This is a genomic window from Variovorax sp. 05T418 (genome assembly GCF_056396385.1).
On sequence record NZ_JBFTLJ010000016.1, the window covers coordinates 18,654 to 35,916 of the forward strand.

Sequence of the window (17,263 nt, forward strand, 5' to 3'; positions counted from 1 at the left end):
CCAGCGCATAGTATGGCGCGATGCGATGCCAACCCTTTTCCGCACGGGCTTCCCGATTGCTGCTGCCCCTGTTCGCTGCCATGGCCCTTGCGGGTTGCACCGCATTTCAGGACGGCCCCGATGCGCCGGTGGCGCGGCGCGCGGCGGCGCTGCTGCCGGTGGACGCGCTGATCCTGGGCGAGCAGCACGACGCCCCCGAGCACCATGCGATCGAGCGCGAAACCGTCCAGGCGCTGGCCAGCCGGGGCCAGCTGGCCGCACTGCTGCTCGAAATGGCCGAGGAAGGCCACAGCACCCTTCGCCTCGACGCCGCGGCCACCGATGCGCAGGTGCGCGACGCGCTGGCCTGGAACGACAAAGCCTGGGCCTGGCAGAGCTACGGTCCCGTGGTGATGGCCGCGGTGCGCGCCAGCGTGCCCGTCATCGGCGCCAACCTGCCGCGTTCGCGCATGAAGAACGCCATGGCCGACGTCTCACTCGACGTGCAGCTCAACGGCGAGGCCTACACCGCGCAGCAGGACGCCGTGCGCGAAGGCCACTGCAAGCTGCTGCCCGAGCCGCAGATCGTGCCGATGACGCGCATCCAGGTCGGGCGCGACCGCGCCATGGCGCAGGCCATCGTCAAGGCCCGCCAGCCGGGCAAGACGGTGCTGCTGGTCAGCGGCGCGGGCCATGCCACCAAGGTGCTGGGCGTGCCGCAGCACCTGCCGACCGACGTGTCGGTCAAGTCCGTGCGGCTGCAGGCCGGCGAATCACCGGACGAGGAGCAGGACAAGGAAGCCTACGACGCCGTCTGGCGCACGGCCCCGCTGCCGCCGAAGGACTACTGCGCGGACATGCGCACCCGATAGCCGCGGCCATCGCCCTGGATGAAGGCCGCGAGCCGGCTCAGGCGAACTTCCTGATCGAATCCGCCAGCGTGTTGACCAGCGTCTCGATGTGCTGCTTCTCCACGATGTAGGGCGGCGCAATCACCAGCACGTCGCCCGCGGGCCGCACCAGCGCGCCCTTGTGGAAGCAGTCCAGGAAGATGTCGTAGGCGCGCTTGCCCGGCGCGCCCGCGATGGGCGCGAGCTCCACCGCGGCGGCCAGGCCGAGGCTGCGGATGCTGACCACGTTCGGCAGGCCCTTGAAGGCGCTGTGGAAGGCATCGCCCAGCACCTTGCCCATTTCGCCGGCGCGCGCGAACAGGTTTTCTTCCTTGAACAGGTCGAGCGTGGCAATGGCGGCGGCGCAGGCCACCGGATGGCCCGAGTAGGTGTAGCCATGGAAGAACTCGACCACGTGCTCTGGCGCGTCGGTCTTCATCATCGCGTCGTAGAGCTTGTCGCGGCAGATCACGCCGCCCAGCGGAATCACGCCGTTGGTCACGCACTTGGCAAAGTTCAGCATGTCGGGCACCACGCCGAAATAGTCCGACGCGAAGTTGGTGCCCATGCGGCCGAAGCCGGTGATGACCTCGTCGAAGATCAAGAGGATGCCGTGCTTGTCGCAGATCTCGCGCAGGCGCTTCAGGTAGCCCTTGGGCGGCAGGTACCAGCCGGCCGAACCGGCCACCGGCTCGACGATGATCGCGGCGATGTTGCTCGGATCGTGCAGCGGCAGGATGCGCGTTTCGAGTTCGACCAGCGGGTCTTCGGCCCACACCGGCTCCTCGTTGTGGATGTAGGCATGGTTCACCGGATCGTGGATGAAGCGCATGTGGTCCACGCGCGGCAAAAAGGCCGCGCCGAACACCTTGCGGTTGCCCGGGATGCCCCCCACCGACATGCCGCCGAAGCCCACGCCGTGGTAGCCCTTCTCGCGGCCGATGAACACGTTGCGGTGGCCTTCGCCGCGCGCGCGGTGGTAGGCCAGCGCCACCTTCATCGAGGTGTCGGCCGCCTCGGAGCCCGAATTGCAGAACAGCACCTTGTTGAGGTCGCCGGGCGCCAGCGAGGCGATCATCTCGGCCGCCTTGAAGGCCTTGTCGTTGCTGACCTGGAAGGCGGTGGCGTAGTCCAGCGTGTCGAGCTGCTTCTTGATCGCCTCGTTGATGGGCTTGCGGTTGTGGCCCGCGCCCACGCACCAGAGCGACGAGATACCGTCGATCACCTTCTTGCCGTCGTGCGTGGTGAACTCCATGCCGTCGGCGGCCACGAAAACGCGAGGGTCTTTCTGGAAGTGGCGGTTGGGAGTGAAGGGCAACCACTGGTTGCCCATGTTGAAGTCCTGATAAGCCATCGATTGCTCCTGCTTAACGCGCACCAAAAAACGGCATTCTGGCACCCCTGCGACAATCGTGCCCCTCATGACGACCACAACGCCCGCTTACATCCTGACCCTCTCCTGCCCCGACCGGACGGGCATCGTGCATGCCGTTTCGGGCTTCCTGCTCGAACGCGGCGGCAACATCGAGGAAGCCGCCCAGTACAACGACCACGACACGGGCCTGTTCTTCATGCGCGTGCGCTTCGCCTGCAGCGACCACACCGAGGCGGCGCTGCGCGAACAGCTCGCCACCTTCGGCGCCGGCTTCGGCATGAGCCTGCAGCTGCACGCCGCGGCCGAGCCCATGAAGACCGTGATCCTGGTCAGCAAGGAAGGCCACTGCCTGAACGACCTGCTGTTCCGCTGGAAGAGCGGGCTGCTGGCCATCGACGTGCGCGCCATCATCTCGAACCACCGCGACTTCTACCAGCTGGCCGCCAGCTACAACGTGCCCTTCCATCACATTCCCGTGACGGCCGCCACCAAGGCGCAGGGCGAAGCAAAACAGCTGGAGATCATCGAGTCCGAGGGCGCCGAACTCGTGGTGCTCGCGCGCTACATGCAGATCCTGAGCAACGGCCTGTGCAAGAGCCTGGCGGGCCGGGCCATCAACATCCATCACTCGTTCCTGCCCAGCTTCAAGGGCGCCAAGCCCTACTACCAGGCGCACGACCGCGGCGTGAAGCTCATCGGCGCCACCGCGCACTATGTGACGGCCGACCTCGACGAAGGCCCGATCATCGAGCAGGACGTGGCGCGCGCCGACCACACCGACACGGTCGAGGACCTCACGGCCCGCGGCCGCGACACCGAGAGCCAGGTGCTGGCCCGCGCGGTGAAGTGGCACAGCGAGCACCGCGTGCTGTTGAACGGGCACCGCACGGTGGTGTTCCGGTAGGCGGCGCCCGTCCAGGCATACCGCTAGTCAATACCGGTTCGGATTGTCCGGGCGGCGGTCGTAGCGGTTCGGCACGCCGTCGCGGTCGCGGTCCCAATAGCCGCGGCGGTATTCCCAGCGGCCATCGCGCTCGCGCCATTCCGGCGGACGGTAGGCGTAGCCCGGGCGGGCGCGCACCCACATGCCCCGGACCCACACATGGTTTCCACCGCGCCATTCATAGTGCCCCGGCGCCCACACGTAGCCGCGGCGCGGCGGCGGAATGCGCTCGTGGCGGGGCGGAGGCGGCGGCACTTCGACATACACCCCGGGCTGCGCCTGGGCGGCGGTCGGCACCATCAGCGCGCCACCCACCGAGAACAGCGAAGCAGCGGCAACGGAAAGGGTCATTGCGAGTTTTTTCATGGGGATCCCCTCATGAGTGGTTGGAGCCTTCATGCTGACCAACCCATGTGAAGCGCCTGTAAGCACTCGGCGGGACTTTGTGTAGAGGTGTTTCCTCGAAAGTAGTACCTTTGTAGGCACTTACTGCGCCCACTACTCCTGCAGTTCGCGCAGATCGACGGCCGCGGCCATGGCGGCATGGCCTGCCTTGTTGGGGTGCAGGTGGTCGCCGTTGTCGTAGGCGGGGTTCAACGTCGTCGGATCGGCCGGGTTGCGCAGCACGGCGTCGAAATCGATCATGCCGTCCACGTCCTGGCGGCTGCGGATCCAGCGGTTGACCTCGCCGCGCATGGCCTCGGTGGCCTCGGTCCAGTAGGGCGTGTTCCTGAACGGCGGCACGGTGCCGATCAGCACCTTCACGCCCTTGGCGCGGGCCTGCTTGATCAGCTGCTGCAGACCATCGGTGATGCGCTCGGCCGTCGCCACCTCATGGTCCGGCGTCGGCCGCCCCGGCAGCACGAACACGCTGCGGCCGATGTCGTTGGTGCCCAGCAGGATCATCACGTGCGTCACGCCGCTCTGCCCGAGCGCATCGCGCGCAAAGCGCGACAGGCCGTTGGGGCCGATGCCGTCGACCAGCAGCCGGTTGCCGCCGATGCCCATGTTCAGCACCGAAACCGCCTGCGCCGCGGCAGGACTGTTGCGCAGGCGCGTGGCGAGCAGTTCGGGGTACGAGCCGTCGCCCGCCTCGCCGCCGCCCGCGGTGATCGAGTCGCCGAAGGCCACCACCGTGCGCACGGGCTGCGTCGCCATCACGTCGAGTCCGGTCACGATGTGGTTCAGCGGCAGGGGCGCGGCATCGTGCAGCCTGGGCGCTGCAACGGCGTTGCCGCCCGCCACCCAGACGGTGCCGGGGGATTGCAGGTGCACGGTTGCAAAGGGCACGGCGCGATCGAAGAAGGCACTCACCGCCACCGCCTGCCCGGCGTCGACCTTCAGGTCGGCGCCGTCGCTCCAGGCTTCGGCGCCCGGCGCGATGACCGTGCTTGCGCGCCCACCGAAGCGCAGCTTGCGCAGCGTGGCCGGCGAGACCGCGCCGCCACCGGTGCCCTGGCCCACGCTGGCCTCGGCGATGCGCATAGGTGTCTTGCCGAACCGATTCGAGAAGCGGATGCGAACGCGCTCGCCGCGCAGCGCGGGCTCGACCTGCTGCCGCAGTGTCTGTCCGCGGAACGCATCGCCGCCGGGCCGGGGCGCCGCAGCCGTGAGGAGCGGATTCGCACTGAGTTCGCGGAAATCCACCGGCGCGGCCGCCCATCCGGCCACCCAGTGCGCCTCGGCAGGCTGCTTCGGCCGCGCGTCGGGCTGAACGGCCTGCACGGCCACGGCCACGACGAACAGCAGGCAACCCACTGCGGCCATCCAATGCCGCAGAGCACCTTGGCGAAGAGCGAAGAACCAATGCGAACCCAGTTTCATGCACGCAAAGCGCTTCAGTTTACGAAGCCGCCTTGCCATTGCATGTGACGAGGTCTAGTGCATGGTTACCAAGTGTCTACATAGGGCGACGCGGTTTGCGCAGAGCGCCCCGCGGAGGCGAGTCCGCGCACCAGCCAGGTGCGGGTTTCGGCGGGATCGATCACCGCATCGATCTCGAGCGTCTGCGCCATGTGGATCGCCTCGCCATTGGCGTATTGCTGCGCCACCAGCGTCTTGAACAGCGCGTCGCGCTCGGCGCCCTCGGCCGCCGCCGCCAGCTCCTTGCGATAGCCCAGGCGCACCGCGCCCTCGAGCCCCATCGCGCCGAATTCGCCGGTCGGCCAGGCCACCGTGAACACCGGCGCATCGAAGCCGCCGGCCGTCATGGCCTGCGCGCCCAGGCCGTAGCCCTTGCGCAGCACCACCGCAAAGAAGGGCACGCGCAGGTGCGAGGCCACCATGAACATGCGGCAGACATGGCGCACCTGCGCCTGCGCCTCGATCTCGGGGCCGACCATGAAGCCGGGCGTGTCGCACAGCGAGACGATCGGCAAGCCGTGCGCATTGCACAGCTGCATGAAGCGCGCCGATTTGTCGGCCGCCTCCACGTCGATCGCGCCGCCCAGGTGGTGCGGGTTGTTGGCCATCAGCCCCACCGGCTTGCCCTCGATGCGCGCGAGCGCAGTGACGATGCCGGCGCCGAAGCCCACTCGCAGCTCGAGCAGCGAGCCCGTGTCGGCCACGCCGCGCATCGCGGCGCGCACGTCGTACACGCGCAGCCGGTTCTCGGGCACCACGTGGCGCAGCGCGCGCGGGTCGGCGCATTGCCAGTCGCTCACCGGCCCCTGGAAATACGAAAGGTATTGCTTTGCCGCAGCCACCGCCGCGGCCTCGTCTTCCACCAGGACGTCGATCACGCCGTTGCGCGACTGCACGCTGCTCGGCCCGATCTGCTCGGGCGCGAAGCTGCCGAGCCCGCCGCCCTCGATCATCGCGGGGCCGCTCATGCCGATGTTGCTGCCGCGCGTGGCAATGATCACGTCGGCGCAGCCCAGCAGCGCCGCGTTGCCCGCGAAGCAGCGGCCATGCACGATGCCCACCACCGGCACCTTGCCCGAGAGCGCCGCGAACTGGCTGAAGGTGTGGTTGTTGAGGCCCGCGACGATCGGCATATCGGTATCGCCCGGCCGCCCGCCGCCGCCTTCGGCGAACAGCACCACCGGCAGCTTCAGCTGGTGCGCGATCGACAGCATGCGGTCGGTCTTGTGGTGGTTGCGCATGCCCTGCGTACCGGCCAGCACCGTGTAGTCGTAGGCCAGCACCGCGCAGCGCGAGGCCTCGGGGCCGAACAGCTTCGCGTTGATGCTGCCCAGGCCCGTCACCATGCCGTCGGCCGGCGTGTTGGCGACCAGGTCTTCGAGCGTGCGGCGGCGCGTTTGCGCGGCGATGGCGAGCGCGCCGTATTCGATGAAGTTGCCGGCATCGGCGGCGGTATCGCACAGGTCAGCGATGTTCTCGCGCGCGGTGCGCCCGCCCTGCGCATGCCGCTTGGCCACGGCCGCGCCGCGGTTGGCATCGAGCGTGAAGGCATGGCGGTCGATCACCTTCTGCAGGTCGGGGCGGATCGCATCGAGGTCCTGTTCGGTGCGCGCCTCGGCTGCGGCCGCCTCGGCATCGACCGGCTCCAGCCGCACCAGCGACTGGCCTTCGACGAGGTAGTCGCCGGGTTCGGCCAGCAGCGCAACCACGCGGCCCGCGACCGGCGCGTGCAGCAGGTGCTCCATCTTCATGGCCTCGAGCACGCCGAGCTGCGCACCGGCAGGCAGCACATCGCCCACCGCCACTTCGAACTGCACCAGCTTTGCGGGCATCGGCGCCTTGATCGCCAGGCCGTCCGCATCGTCGTTTTCGATTGCCGCCGCCTGCGCATCGACAGGTGCGATCTTCTTCGCATGCTTTTCAAGCGATGCCGCGGCGGCCAGCAGGTCGCCCAGATGCGCTTCGACGAAGCGCGTGTGCACCGCCTGGCTTGCGAACTCGGGCCGCGCCGCAATGGCGCGCAGCAATGCAATATTGGTCGCGATGCCGTCGATGCGGCATTCGTCCAGCGCGCGCAGCGAGCGGCGCAGCGCGTCGGCAAAACGCGGCGACGGCGAATGCACGATCAGCTTGGCAAGCAGCGTGTCGTAGTGCGGCGATGGCGCAAGGCCTGCATAGCCGTGCGTGTCGACGCGCACGCCGGGCCCGCTCGGCAGGTCGAAGCGCGCGAGCGTGCCGCCCGAGGGCCGTGCGCTGCCATGGGCATCGAGCGTCTCGGCGTTGATGCGCCATTGCACTGCAAACCCGCGCTGCACCGCCGTGCGGCCGGCTTCCACGCCGAGCGCCTTCAAGGACTGGCCGGCTGCCACCGCCATCTGCAGCTGCACGAGATCCAGGCCCGTCACGGCCTCCGTCACCGTGTGCTCGACCTGCAACCGCGGGTTCGCCTCGATGAAGACGAAAGGGAGCGTGGGCGACTGTGCATCGACGAGGAATTCGAAGGTGCCCAGGCTGCGGTAGCCCGCGGCCTGGGCCATGCGCAGCGCGGCCTGCGTGATGGACGTGCGCAGCGCATCGGGCAGCGAGGGGCTCGGCGCGATCTCCACCAGCTTCTGGAAACGCCGCTGCAGGGTGCACTCGCGCTCGCCGAGGCTGGCCACGGCCTGGCCGTCGCCGAGCACCTGAATTTCGATATGGCGCGCATTGCGCATCAGGCGCTCCACGTACACGCCTTCGACGCCGAAGGCCGCCTTGGCCTCGGACATGCAGCGCGCATGTGCTTCGGAGAGTTCGTCCGCATTCATGACAGCGCGCATGCCGCGCCCGCCACCGCCGCCGATGGCCTTGATCATCACGCCCGCGGCGCCCTGCGCCTGCTGCTCGGCAAAGAAGGTCTGCGCCTGCGCGAGCGTCACGGCGCCGGCGCTGCCGGGCATCACGGGAACGTCGCACTGGGTGGCGAGTGCGCGTGCACGCGCCTTGTCGCCGAACAGCGCCAGCTGCTCGGGTGCGGGGCCGATGAAGACCAGCCCCGCCTCCGCGCAGGCCTCTGCAAAGTCCGCGCGTTCGCTCAGGAAGCCGTAGCCGGGATGCACCGCGTCGCAGCCCTGCGCCTTTGCTACGCCGATCAGCGCGGCAACATCGAGGTAGGCCGAGGGCCCGGCCGCATCGAGCGCGACGGCCACGTCGGCCAGCTGCACATGCAATGCCGAGGCATCGTCGCGCGCATGCACCGCCACGCTCGCAATGCCGAGGTCGCGCAGCGCACGCACCAGGCGCACCGCGATCTCTCCGCGGTTGGCAATCAGGACTTTGGAGAACAAGGGAGGACCTTTCAGGCTTTGTCTTTCAGCAGGCGCCGCAGCACCTTGCCGGCACCGGTGGTCGGCAAGGCATCGATGAAGCTCACGGCGCGCGGCGCCTTGTAGCTGGCCATGTTGTCGCGCGACCAGGCGATGAGCGCATCGGCCTCGAGCGCCGCGCCGGGCTTGCGCACGATGAAGGCCTTGACGACCTCGCCCTTCTCGGCATCGGGCTGCGCAATGACCGCGGCCTGGGCCACCGCGGGATGCTTGATGAGGATGGTCTCGACCTCCTCGGGGAACACGCTGTAGCCCGAGACCTTGATCATCTCCTTGAAGCGGCCGATGAAGGTCAGGTAGCCGTCGGCATCGAGCTTGCCCATGTCGCCGGTGTGCACCCATCCATTGCGCAGCGTGGCCGCTGTGGCCTCGGGCTTGTTCCAGTAGCCCTTGAAGGAGCCGGGGCTCGCGAGCACGATCTCGCCGACCTCGCCCGCGGGCAGGTCGGCTTGCGTGTCGGGATCAATGATGCGGATGCGCACGCCCGGCACCGCAACGCCCTGGGTGCCCCAGCGCGGCGCATGGTGCGGCGTGTAGGTGTCGCAGGTGTGGGTTTCGCTGAGCCCGTAGGCGGCCTCGAACGACGTGCAGTTGGGCGCATGCGCGCGCCACTGCGCGGCCAGCGGCTCGGTGAAGGCGATGCCGAAGCTCGTGACCGGATTGCGCCGCAGGCTCGAGAGGTCGAAGCCCGCGATGTCCGGCACCTGCATGCAGGCCACGTTCATCGGCGCGATGCTGTACCACCAGCTCACCTTGTAGCGCGCAATGGCCTGCAGCACCGCGCGCGGATCAAAGCGGTGCAGCAGCACCGAGGCCGCGCCGCTGAGCACCGGCACGTTCACGCCCATCAGCATGCCGGCGATGTGATAGAGCGGCGCAATGGAAAGCAGCACGTCGTCGCCGGCCACGCCGTTGCAGTCGGCCGCCGCGCGGGTCTTGAAGAGCGCATTGCCGTAGCTCAGCATCGCGCCCTTGGGCAGGCCTGTGGTGCCGGAGGTGTAGGTCATGAGCGCCACGTCGTCGAGGTCGATGGCCACCGGCTGCGGCACCGCGCCGCCCTGCATCACGGCCAGGAAGTCTTCGCATCCTTCGGGCACGCTGCGCGGGGCGCCGCGCTCGGCGAGCAGTTCGGCGGGAAGGTCGGGCACGGGCTCTTCGGGCAGCAGGTCGGCGTAGTGCACCACGAACACATGCGCGAGCGCGCTCTGCGGCTGCACCTTGCGCACCACCGGCAGCAGCGGCGCGGCGGCGACGATCACGCGCGCCTGCAGGTCGTTGACCTGGTAGGCCAGCTCATGCTCCTTGTTGAGCGGGCTGCCCGGGCAGACGATGGCGCCGATCTTCTGGATGCCGAAATGCGCGACCAGGTACTGCGGGCAGTTGTTGAGGAACAGCACCACCGGCTCGCCCTTCTTCACGCCGATGGCCTGCAGCCGCGCCGCGAAGGCGTCGCTCGCGCGGTCGAGCTGCGCCCAGCTCATGGCGTGGCCGTACCAGAGGCAGGCCGGGCGTTCGCCGCGCTCGCGCGCATGGGCGCGCAGGTATTCGTGCAGGGGCTGTTGCGGACGGTCGGGCAATGTCTCCATGGCGTCACTTTCTCAGGGTTATCGATAGCCGGCTGCAGGAGCCAAGCGCTTGCCAATGGGTGCATGGTGCACCAACAATCCTACCCATGGGTATAACTTCCGCGACACGGCACAAACCCTCTGGCAAGGCCGAAACCTCGGCCGCCGCCACGGCACAGCCGCACCTGCCCCAGGGCACCGGGCGCCAGCGCGCGGCCACGCAGGGCACCGACCTGCAGCGCGAGCGCATCCTGCAGGCCGCGGCGCAGCTCTTTGCGGCGCAGGGCTATGCCAACACCACCATGGCGCAGATCGTGCGCGCGCTGGGCGTGACCAAGCCCTTCGTGTACTACTACTTCCGCGACAAGCAGGAGATCTTCGAAACGCTGTCGTGGCGCCCCGCGGTCGACTGCTTCACCGCGCTCGATTTCGCAGCCGGCGATCCGCGCCGCGCGAGCGAGAAGGTGCTCGAAGGCATCGAACGGCTGATCCGCGCGACCATTGCGCACCATCCCTGCGCCTTCTTTCCGTACCGCGAGCCGCAGGTGTACCGGCCCGAATACATCGCGGCGCAGAAGAAGCTCGCACATCACTTCTACGACCTGCTCTGTCCGCTGCTCGAAGAAGCGCGCCGCGACGGCGACCTGGACTTCGAGGAAACCAAGATCACGGCCCTCGCGGCCTGCAGCCTGCCGGGCTTTCTCTACAGCTGGTACCGGCCGAACGGCCGCCTCTCGCCCGACGAGGTGGCGACCGAGCTCACGAAGCTCGCGAGCCGCGTGATCGGCCTTCGCAGCCCGGACTGACTTCCCCCAAAAAACCGAGAGAGACAAACCATGAAGCCCAAGCACGCGCCACTGGCGCCGATCGCCCTTGCCTGCCTGCTGGCCGCTGCCGGCGGCGCCCAGGCGCAGCAACAGCAGCCCAGCTACAAGATCGCCTACATCGACCCGCTCTCAGGGCCGTTCGCGAACGTGGGCGAGCTGATGCTCACGCACACGCAGTACGCCATCGAGGAGATCAACGCCAAGGGCGGTGTGCTCGGCGGCACGAAGCTGCAGTTGCTGCAGTTCGACAGCAAGCTCTCGGCGCAGGAGAGCCAGAGCGCGCTGCAGGCGGCCATCGACCAGGGCGCCCAGGCCATCGTCACGGGTGGGTCGGGCTCCTCGGTGGTGTCGGCACTGGTGCAGTCGGTGGCGCGCTGGAACCAGCGCAATCCGGGCAAGGAGCTGATCGTGCTGAACCATTCGTCGATCGACCCCGAGATGACCGGCAAGAACTGCAGCTTCTGGCACTTCCAGACCGAGGCCAACACGGCGATGAAGATGAAGGCGCTGGCCAACTACATCAAGAAGACGCCGGACGTGAAGAAGGTCTACCTGCTGAACCAGGACTACGCCCACGGCAAGCAGTGGGCGAGCCACGGGCGCCAGCTGGTGGGCCTGGCGCGGCCCGACGTGCAGTTCGTCGGCGAAACGCTGCATCCGATCGGCCGCGTAAAGGACTTCTCGCCCTACATCGCCAACATCAAGCAGAGCGGCGCCGACTCGGTCATCACCGGCAACTGGGGCCAGGACATGACGCTGCTGCTCAAGGCCGCGGGCGATGCGGGCTACAACCTGCGCTACTTCAACCACAGCGCGGGCTCGGTGCCGGGCACGGTGCTGGCGGTGTCGCAGGCCAAACTCGGGCAGCTGACCTGGGTGGCCGAGTGGCATCCGGGGCAGGCCGACACGCCGCGCGCCGATGCGCTGGCCAAGGCGTACAAGGCGAAGACGGGCAAGGACTTCCTCGCGCCGCGCATCGACTTCACGCCGCGCCTTCTGGCCGCCGCCATCAACAAGGCCGGCTCGACCGACACGGTGAAGGTGGCGCGTGCGCTCGAGGACATGAGCTACGACTCGGTGGTGGGGCCGATCCGCATGCGCGCCGAGGACCACCAGTTGCTGCTGCCGCAGGTGGTCAACACGATCGCGCCGGTCGATGGCAAGAGCGTGAAGGTGGGCTGGGAAGGGACGAACTACGGCTTCCGGACGGACGCTGTCTATACGGGCAACGAGCTGGCGCAGGGGTCTGAGTGCAAGATGGTTCGGCCTTGAGGGCTTCTGCTTGCTGTTGCGGCTGAAGTCCTTCAGGGCGCGTGCACAGATCACCGGGTACTCCCCTCCGCGAATGTCCCCCGGGGGCTACGCCCCCTCCTCCTTGATTTCGCTGCGGGGAGCACCCGATGCTCTGTGCACGAGGACACGCTCCGGGTGCACCGCTGATCAACCAGTGCTCTGATCACGCTCCCGCCGATGGGGTGCCTTGCGCAGCGAAATAAAGGAGGAGGCCGCAGGCCGGGGGACATTCGCGGAGCAAGGCACCCCGTCGGCGGGAGCGCACCCTGAATCAGCGGCGCCACCGAACAAAGGCAAAGGCACCGAACCAGCCTAAGGGAAACCCCGTCCTGCCCCCCACCGGTGCCCTCGGGATACTCCGGAGTCACACGCCGGAATCTCCGAAGCGGGTCCACTCCAAAGGCACGACACCCATGGCAGGCAAAAACTCGCTCCATCCGATCCCGCATCCCGCCAAGAAGCCCTTCGTCGGCAACCTGCTGTCGATCGGCTCCGACTCCCCCGTGCTCGACATGTGGAAGATCGCGCAGGAGCTCGGCGGCATCTACTGGCTCGACATGCCGGGCATGCCGGTGATCGTGGTGTCCTCGCCCGCGCTGGTCGACGAGCTGTGCGAAGAGGCGCGCTTCGACAAGAGCACGCGCGGCGCGCTGCGGCGGCTTCGCGCAGCGTCGCACGGCCTCTTCACCTCCGACACGCACGAGGAAACCTGGTCGAAGCCGCACAACATCCTGCTGGCCAACTTCAGCCAGCGTGCCATGCAGGCCTACCACCCGATGATGCTGGACATCGCGGGCCAGCTGGTCACCAAGTGGGAGCGCCTGAACTTCGACGAAGAGGTGGACGTGGTGCGCGACATGACCGCGCTCACGCTCGACACCATCGGCCTGTGCGGCTTCGGCTACCGCTTCAATTCGTTCTACCGCGAGGGCTTCCATCCTTTTGTCGATGCAATGGTGCGCACGCTGGAGACGGTGCAGAACCGCCGCGGCCTGCCGCTCGAGGAGTTCATGCTCAAGAAGGAGCTCGCGCAGCAGCGCAAGGACATCCGCTTCATGCACAAGATGGTGGAAGACATCATCGAGGAGCGCCGCGCGGGCGGGGCCGACATTGCCACCAAGCCCGACCTGCTGAGCTACATGATCGCGGGCGTCGACAAGAAGAGCGGCGAGAAGCTCACCGACAAGATGATCCGCGACGAGTGCATCGAATTTCTCATCGCGGGGCACGAGACCACCAGCGGCCTGCTCTCGTTCGCGATCTACTTCCTGCTGAAGAACCCCGAGGCGCTGGCCAAGGCGCAGGCCGAGGTCGACAACGTGTTCGGCCCCGACACCTCGCAGAAGCCGACCTATGCGCAGGTCAACCGCCTGCAGTACGTGATGCAGGTGCTGAAGGAGGCGCTGCGCCTGTACCCGACCGCCCCCGCCATCGCGATGCGCGCGAAGGAAGACACGACCATCGGCGGCCAGTACACGATCAAGAAGAAGAACATGGTCATCATGCACGCGCTGGCGCTGCATCGCGACAAGGGCATCTGGGGCGAGGACGCCGACGAATTCAACCCCGACCACTTCAGCCGCGAGGCCGAGCGCGAACGGCCGGTGAATGCCTTCAAGCCCTTCGGCAACGGGCAGCGCGCCTGCATCGGGCGCCAGTTCGCATTGCAGGAAGCGGTGCTCACGCTGGGCATGATCCTGCAGCGCTTCGACCTCGTCGACCACACGGGCTACAAGCTCCGCATCAAGGAGGCGCTCACGATCAAGCCGGAAGGCCTGAAGATCAAGGCGCTGCTGCGCGACCCGGCCACGCGGCCGCGCGGCAACACCGCCGATGCGGCCGCCGCGCCGGTGCAGCCCAGGCAGGCCGCCGCGCGCAAGCCGCAGGCCGCGCGGCACGGCACCTCGCTCCTGGTGCTGCAGGGCTCCAACCTCGGCACGGCCGAAGACCTGGCGCGCCAGCTGGCCGAGGCCGGCGAGCTGCGCGGCTTCTCGACACAGGTGGCCTCGCTCGACGACTACGCCGAGCGGCTGCCGGCCAATGGCGCCGTCGCCATCGTCTGCGCCTCGTACAACGGCGTGGCGCCCGACAACGCGGCCGAGTTCCATCGCTGGCTCGACAAGGCCGACGATTCGCTCAACGGCGTGCGCTTCAGCGTCTTCGGCTGCGGCAACACCGACTGGGCCGCCACCTACCAGGCGGTGCCGCGGCGCATCGACGAGCGGCTGGCGGCGCTCGGCGCCACGCGGGTGCATCCGCGCGGCGAGGGCGATGCGCGCGAGGACATGGACGGCGCCTTCCAGGACTGGAGCGACGCGCTCTGGCCCGAACTGGTGAAGGCCTTCGGCATCCAGTCCGGCGCCGACACGCCCGCCGAGGCCGAGCCGCTCTACACGCTCGAGGAACTGCCGCCGCCGCAGAAGAACGCGCTCGTCGACGCGCTGGGCGCGGTGGCGCTGCGCGTGATCGAGAACCGCGAATTGCAGAAAGATCCCGGCAGCGCCGGCGAAGCGGGCCGCTCCACGCGCCACGTCGAGCTGATGCTGCCCGAGGGCGTGGACTACCGCGCCGGCGACCACCTGAGCGTGGTGCCGCGCAACAGCCCGGCGCAGGTGGAACGCGCGATGGCGCGCTTCGGATTCGACCGCGCCGCGCATGTGCGGCTGCATGCCGACTCAGGCCGCAAGACCGCGCTGCCGGTCGACCAGGTGATTGCGGTCGACCGCCTGCTCGGCGACTATGTCGAGCTGCAGGACGTGGCCACGCGCAAGCAGATCGCCACGCTCGCGGCATACACCGAGTGCCCGGCCACCCGGCCGAAGCTCGCCGCGCTCTCGGGCAGCGACGACGCCTCGCAGGCCGCCTACAAGGCCCAGGTGCTGCACAGGCGCAGGTCGCTGCTCGACCTGCTCGAGGAGCACCGCGCCTGCCAGCTGCCGTTCGCGGTGTTCCTAGAAATGCTATCGCCGCTCTCGCCGCGCTACTACTCGATCTCTTCCTCGCCCACGATGACGCCGGGGCGCTGCAGCGTCACCGTGGGCGTGGTGAGCGCGCCGGCGCTGTCGGGCAAGGGCAGCTTCGAGGGCGTGTGCTCCAACTACCTGGCGCGCGCCGAAGCGGGCGACACGGTGCACGGCGTGATCCGCGAAACCACGGCCGAAGGCTTCCGCCTGCCCGAGGATGCGCAGCGCCCACTCGTCATGATCGGCCCCGGCACCGGCCTTGCGCCGTTCCGCGGCTTCCTGCAGGAGCGCGCGGCACAGGCCGAGCGCGGCCAGGCGCTGGGCGATGCGATGCTGTTCTTCGGCTGCCGCCATCCCGAGCAGGATTTCATCTACGCCGAGGAGCTCGAAGCCTGGTCGCACCGCGGCCTGATGAAGCTGCACACCGCGTTCTCGCGCGCGGGCGAGCGCAAGGTCTATGTGCAGGACCTGATCCGCGAGCAGGGCGCGGCCGTGTGGAAGCTGCTGGAAGCGGGCGGCGTGATCTACGTGTGCGGCGACGGTTCGCGCATGGAGCCCGACGTGCGGCGCACGCTGGCCGACCTGGCGCGGGGGCACGGCCACGACGGCGCGGCATGGATGGACCAGATGATTGCCGACCAGCGCTACGTACTGGACGTCTGGGCGGGAGCGTAGCCCCGCCGCAGCTCAGGCCTTGCGGCTCGGATCGGGATAGACCAGCGGCCCGAGCAGGCCGCGGTTGAAGGGCTTCCACTCGCCCTCCGGCTGCGCCAGCCGATCGGCCAGCGCATAGAGCACCGCCGGATGCGCGCCCAGCCCGAGGTGGCTCGCCACCACCTCGATGTTTTCCGCCTGCGGCCCCGGCTTCTCGAGGCTGCAGCGCCAGGCGACGACGCCGTCGGTGCGGCTGAAGATCGAGGTCGTGGGCACCGGCGGCGTGGGCTGCACGAACTTCATGCGGCGCGGGTCATGCGAGCTCTGGCCGCTCACGCCCTCGTACACGCGCCATGCATTGGTGGCGCGCGGGCTGCCGGAGAACGGGCTGCCCAAGGTGATGACGTTGCGCACCAGCGCCGGCTGCGCCGATGCCAGCAGCCGCGCATAGACGCCGCCCAGGCTCCAGCCGATCACGCTGACCTTCTGGCCGCTCTTTTCAGCGAGCGATTTCAGGAGCGCGAGCATGCCGTCTTCCACGCCTTCGCGCGGGCCGAAGTTGCGGCCCTGGCCCCAGCCGTGCGCGTCGTAGCCGCGGCTGCACAGGTAGCGGCGCAGCACCAGCGTGGAGCCGTCGCCCGCCACGAGGCCGGGCAGCACGAGCACCGGATGCCCGTCGCCGCGCGGCGCGAGCTGCAGCAGCGGCCACATCGCGATGCCGGCGCCCGTTTCCCAGAGTGCGCGCGCCTCGGCCAGCAGCAGCAGGCCGGACGGCGGCGCGATGGGGTCTCGGGTGGCGGTGGTCATGAGGGCGGCTTTCCTTTCTGTTCTTTGTTCTGTGGGACGAGCATGGCGAACCAAAGTTTCACCGCCCCGTCGGACAACAGCGATCTTTATCCGAGGTATTTGCCCCGCAGGTAATCAAGGTAAGCCCTCGATTCGCTGGAAACATACGGGGAAATCAGGGTGAGCGTGTAGAAGGCCGCCAATCCCGGGTCGGCCTGCGCCAGCGCGTCGCGCCCCGGCACCAGGCGTTCGAACGAGAGCCAGCAGGTGGTGGTGAAGACCATCTGCAGGGCGAGGATGCGGGCCTGCTCGGCGCTGGTCTCGATCACGCCCGAGGCCACCAGCCCTTCGCACAGCGCCTGCGCCGCCAGCAGGTTCTGCGCGGTGAGCGCCTGCGCGCGCTGGCCGAGCGCCGGGTATTCGCCGGCCAGGAAGGCCATGTCGCGGTAGATGAAGCGGTACTGGTCGATCGCTTCGAAGCGCAGGTGCAGCGCGAGCCAGAGATCGTCGATGGCGGTGATCGAACCCGCGGAGCCGTCGAGCACTTCGAGCCGCTGCTCGAAGCGCCGGAACAGCCACTCGACGATCAGCTGCTTGGCCTTGAAGTGGTAGTGCAGGTTGCCCGGGCTGATGCCGAGCTCGGCCGCGATCTTGTGCGTGGACACGGCCGGCAGGCCCTGCGCATTGAACAGCGCGAGGCTGGCCTGCAGGATGCGGTCGCGCGTGGTGTTGGAACTGGCCACAACCGGCTGGTGCTGCTGCG

General features: G+C 68.5%; 12 protein-coding genes. 5 read left to right on the plus strand and 7 right to left on the minus strand.

What is annotated here, in order from left to right; translation table 11 throughout:
- Window positions 1–80: 80 nt before the first annotated feature.
- Window positions 81–851, plus strand: a complete 771-nt coding sequence (locus tag AC1DMS_RS25735) for a ChaN family lipoprotein (RefSeq protein ID WP_278874926.1) — start codon at window positions 81–83, stop codon at window positions 849–851.
- 37 nt (window positions 852–888) lie between these two features.
- On the opposite strand, the gene aptA is transcribed toward AC1DMS_RS25735, so the two are convergent.
- The gene (aptA, locus tag AC1DMS_RS25740) at window positions 889–2,223 is read right to left on the minus strand and encodes an omega-aminotransferase AptA (RefSeq protein WP_018907339.1); all 1,335 of its coding nucleotides are present in this window, start codon (window positions 2,221–2,223) and stop codon (window positions 889–891) included.
- Window positions 2,224–2,290: 67 nt separating this feature from the next.
- Between aptA and purU the strand changes: the two genes are divergently transcribed.
- Window positions 2,291–3,148 (plus strand): formyltetrahydrofolate deformylase, encoded by an 858-nt coding sequence (gene purU / locus AC1DMS_RS25745; protein ID WP_307595585.1) that lies wholly within the window; start codon window positions 2,291–2,293, stop codon window positions 3,146–3,148.
- Window positions 3,149–3,175: 27 nt separating this feature from the next.
- Here purU and AC1DMS_RS25750 read toward each other — a convergent pair whose 3' ends face one another.
- From AC1DMS_RS25750 to AC1DMS_RS25765, 4 genes are all read right to left on the minus strand, one after another.
- Window positions 3,176–3,553 (minus strand): YXWGXW repeat-containing protein, encoded by a 378-nt coding sequence (locus tag AC1DMS_RS25750; protein ID WP_015867551.1) that lies wholly within the window; start codon window positions 3,551–3,553, stop codon window positions 3,176–3,178.
- A gap of 132 nt (window positions 3,554–3,685) precedes the next feature.
- A complete protein-coding gene (locus AC1DMS_RS25755; protein ID WP_018907338.1) occupies window positions 3,686–4,954 on the minus strand; it encodes a GDSL-type esterase/lipase family protein in 1,269 nt (422 codons plus the stop codon).
- Window positions 4,955–5,076: 122 nt separating this feature from the next.
- Window positions 5,077–8,373 (minus strand): carboxyl transferase domain-containing protein, encoded by a 3,297-nt coding sequence (locus AC1DMS_RS25760; protein WP_018907337.1) that lies wholly within the window; start codon window positions 8,371–8,373, stop codon window positions 5,077–5,079.
- 11 nt (window positions 8,374–8,384) lie between these two features.
- Window positions 8,385–9,998, minus strand: a complete 1,614-nt coding sequence (locus tag AC1DMS_RS25765; protein ID WP_018907336.1) for an AMP-binding protein — start codon at window positions 9,996–9,998, stop codon at window positions 8,385–8,387.
- 86 nt (window positions 9,999–10,084) lie between these two features.
- On the opposite strand from AC1DMS_RS25765, the gene AC1DMS_RS25770 reads away from it, so the two are divergent.
- The 3 genes from AC1DMS_RS25770 to AC1DMS_RS25780 all read left to right on the plus strand — a co-directional run bounded on the left by AC1DMS_RS25770 (window position 10,085) and on the right by AC1DMS_RS25780 (window position 15,735).
- Complete coding sequence (locus AC1DMS_RS25770; protein WP_015867555.1) at window positions 10,085–10,783, plus strand: TetR/AcrR family transcriptional regulator; 699 nt, start codon at window positions 10,085–10,087, stop codon at window positions 10,781–10,783.
- Between the two features lie 30 nt (window positions 10,784–10,813).
- A complete protein-coding gene (locus AC1DMS_RS25775; RefSeq protein ID WP_015867556.1) occupies window positions 10,814–12,076 on the plus strand; it encodes a branched-chain amino acid ABC transporter substrate-binding protein in 1,263 nt (420 codons plus the stop codon).
- Window positions 12,077–12,510: 434 nt separating this feature from the next.
- On the plus strand, window positions 12,511–15,735 hold the full coding sequence (locus AC1DMS_RS25780; RefSeq protein ID WP_369663685.1) for a bifunctional cytochrome P450/NADPH--P450 reductase: 3,225 nt from the start codon (window positions 12,511–12,513) through the stop codon (window positions 15,733–15,735).
- Window positions 15,736–15,747: 12 nt separating this feature from the next.
- Here the strand turns inward: AC1DMS_RS25780 and AC1DMS_RS25785 are convergent, their stop codons facing one another.
- The gene (locus tag AC1DMS_RS25785) at window positions 15,748–16,521 is read right to left on the minus strand and encodes an esterase/lipase family protein (protein WP_015867558.1); all 774 of its coding nucleotides are present in this window, start codon (window positions 16,519–16,521) and stop codon (window positions 15,748–15,750) included.
- An 86-nt stretch (window positions 16,522–16,607) separates the two neighbouring features.
- Entirely contained in the window at window positions 16,608–17,243 is a 636-nt protein-coding gene (locus AC1DMS_RS25790) for a TetR/AcrR family transcriptional regulator (RefSeq protein WP_307595580.1), read from the minus strand.
- Window positions 17,244–17,263 lie beyond the last annotated feature (20 nt).

Bases quoted from the DNA above. Each gene is read 5' to 3' on its own strand.
- AC1DMS_RS25735 (WP_278874926.1), top strand. From the start codon at position 81: ATGGCCCTTGCGGGTTGCACCGCATTTCAGGACGGCCCCGATGCGCCG.
- aptA (WP_018907339.1), bottom strand. From the start codon at position 2,223: ATGGCTTATCAGGACTTCAACATGGGCAACCAGTGGTTGCCCTTCACT.
- purU (WP_307595585.1), top strand. From the start codon at position 2,291: ATGACGACCACAACGCCCGCTTACATCCTGACCCTCTCCTGCCCCGAC.
- AC1DMS_RS25750 (WP_015867551.1), bottom strand. From the start codon at position 3,553: ATGAAAAAACTCGCAATGACCCTTTCCGTTGCCGCTGCTTCGCTGTTC.
- AC1DMS_RS25755 (WP_018907338.1), bottom strand. From the start codon at position 4,954: ATGGCCGCAGTGGGTTGCCTGCTGTTCGTCGTGGCCGTGGCCGTGCAG.
- AC1DMS_RS25765 (WP_018907336.1), bottom strand. From the start codon at position 9,998: ATGGAGACATTGCCCGACCGTCCGCAACAGCCCCTGCACGAATACCTG.
- AC1DMS_RS25770 (WP_015867555.1), top strand. From the start codon at position 10,085: ATGGGTATAACTTCCGCGACACGGCACAAACCCTCTGGCAAGGCCGAA.
- AC1DMS_RS25775 (WP_015867556.1), top strand. From the start codon at position 10,814: ATGAAGCCCAAGCACGCGCCACTGGCGCCGATCGCCCTTGCCTGCCTG.
- AC1DMS_RS25780 (WP_369663685.1), top strand. From the start codon at position 12,511: ATGGCAGGCAAAAACTCGCTCCATCCGATCCCGCATCCCGCCAAGAAG.
- AC1DMS_RS25785 (WP_015867558.1), bottom strand. From the start codon at position 16,521: ATGACCACCGCCACCCGAGACCCCATCGCGCCGCCGTCCGGCCTGCTG.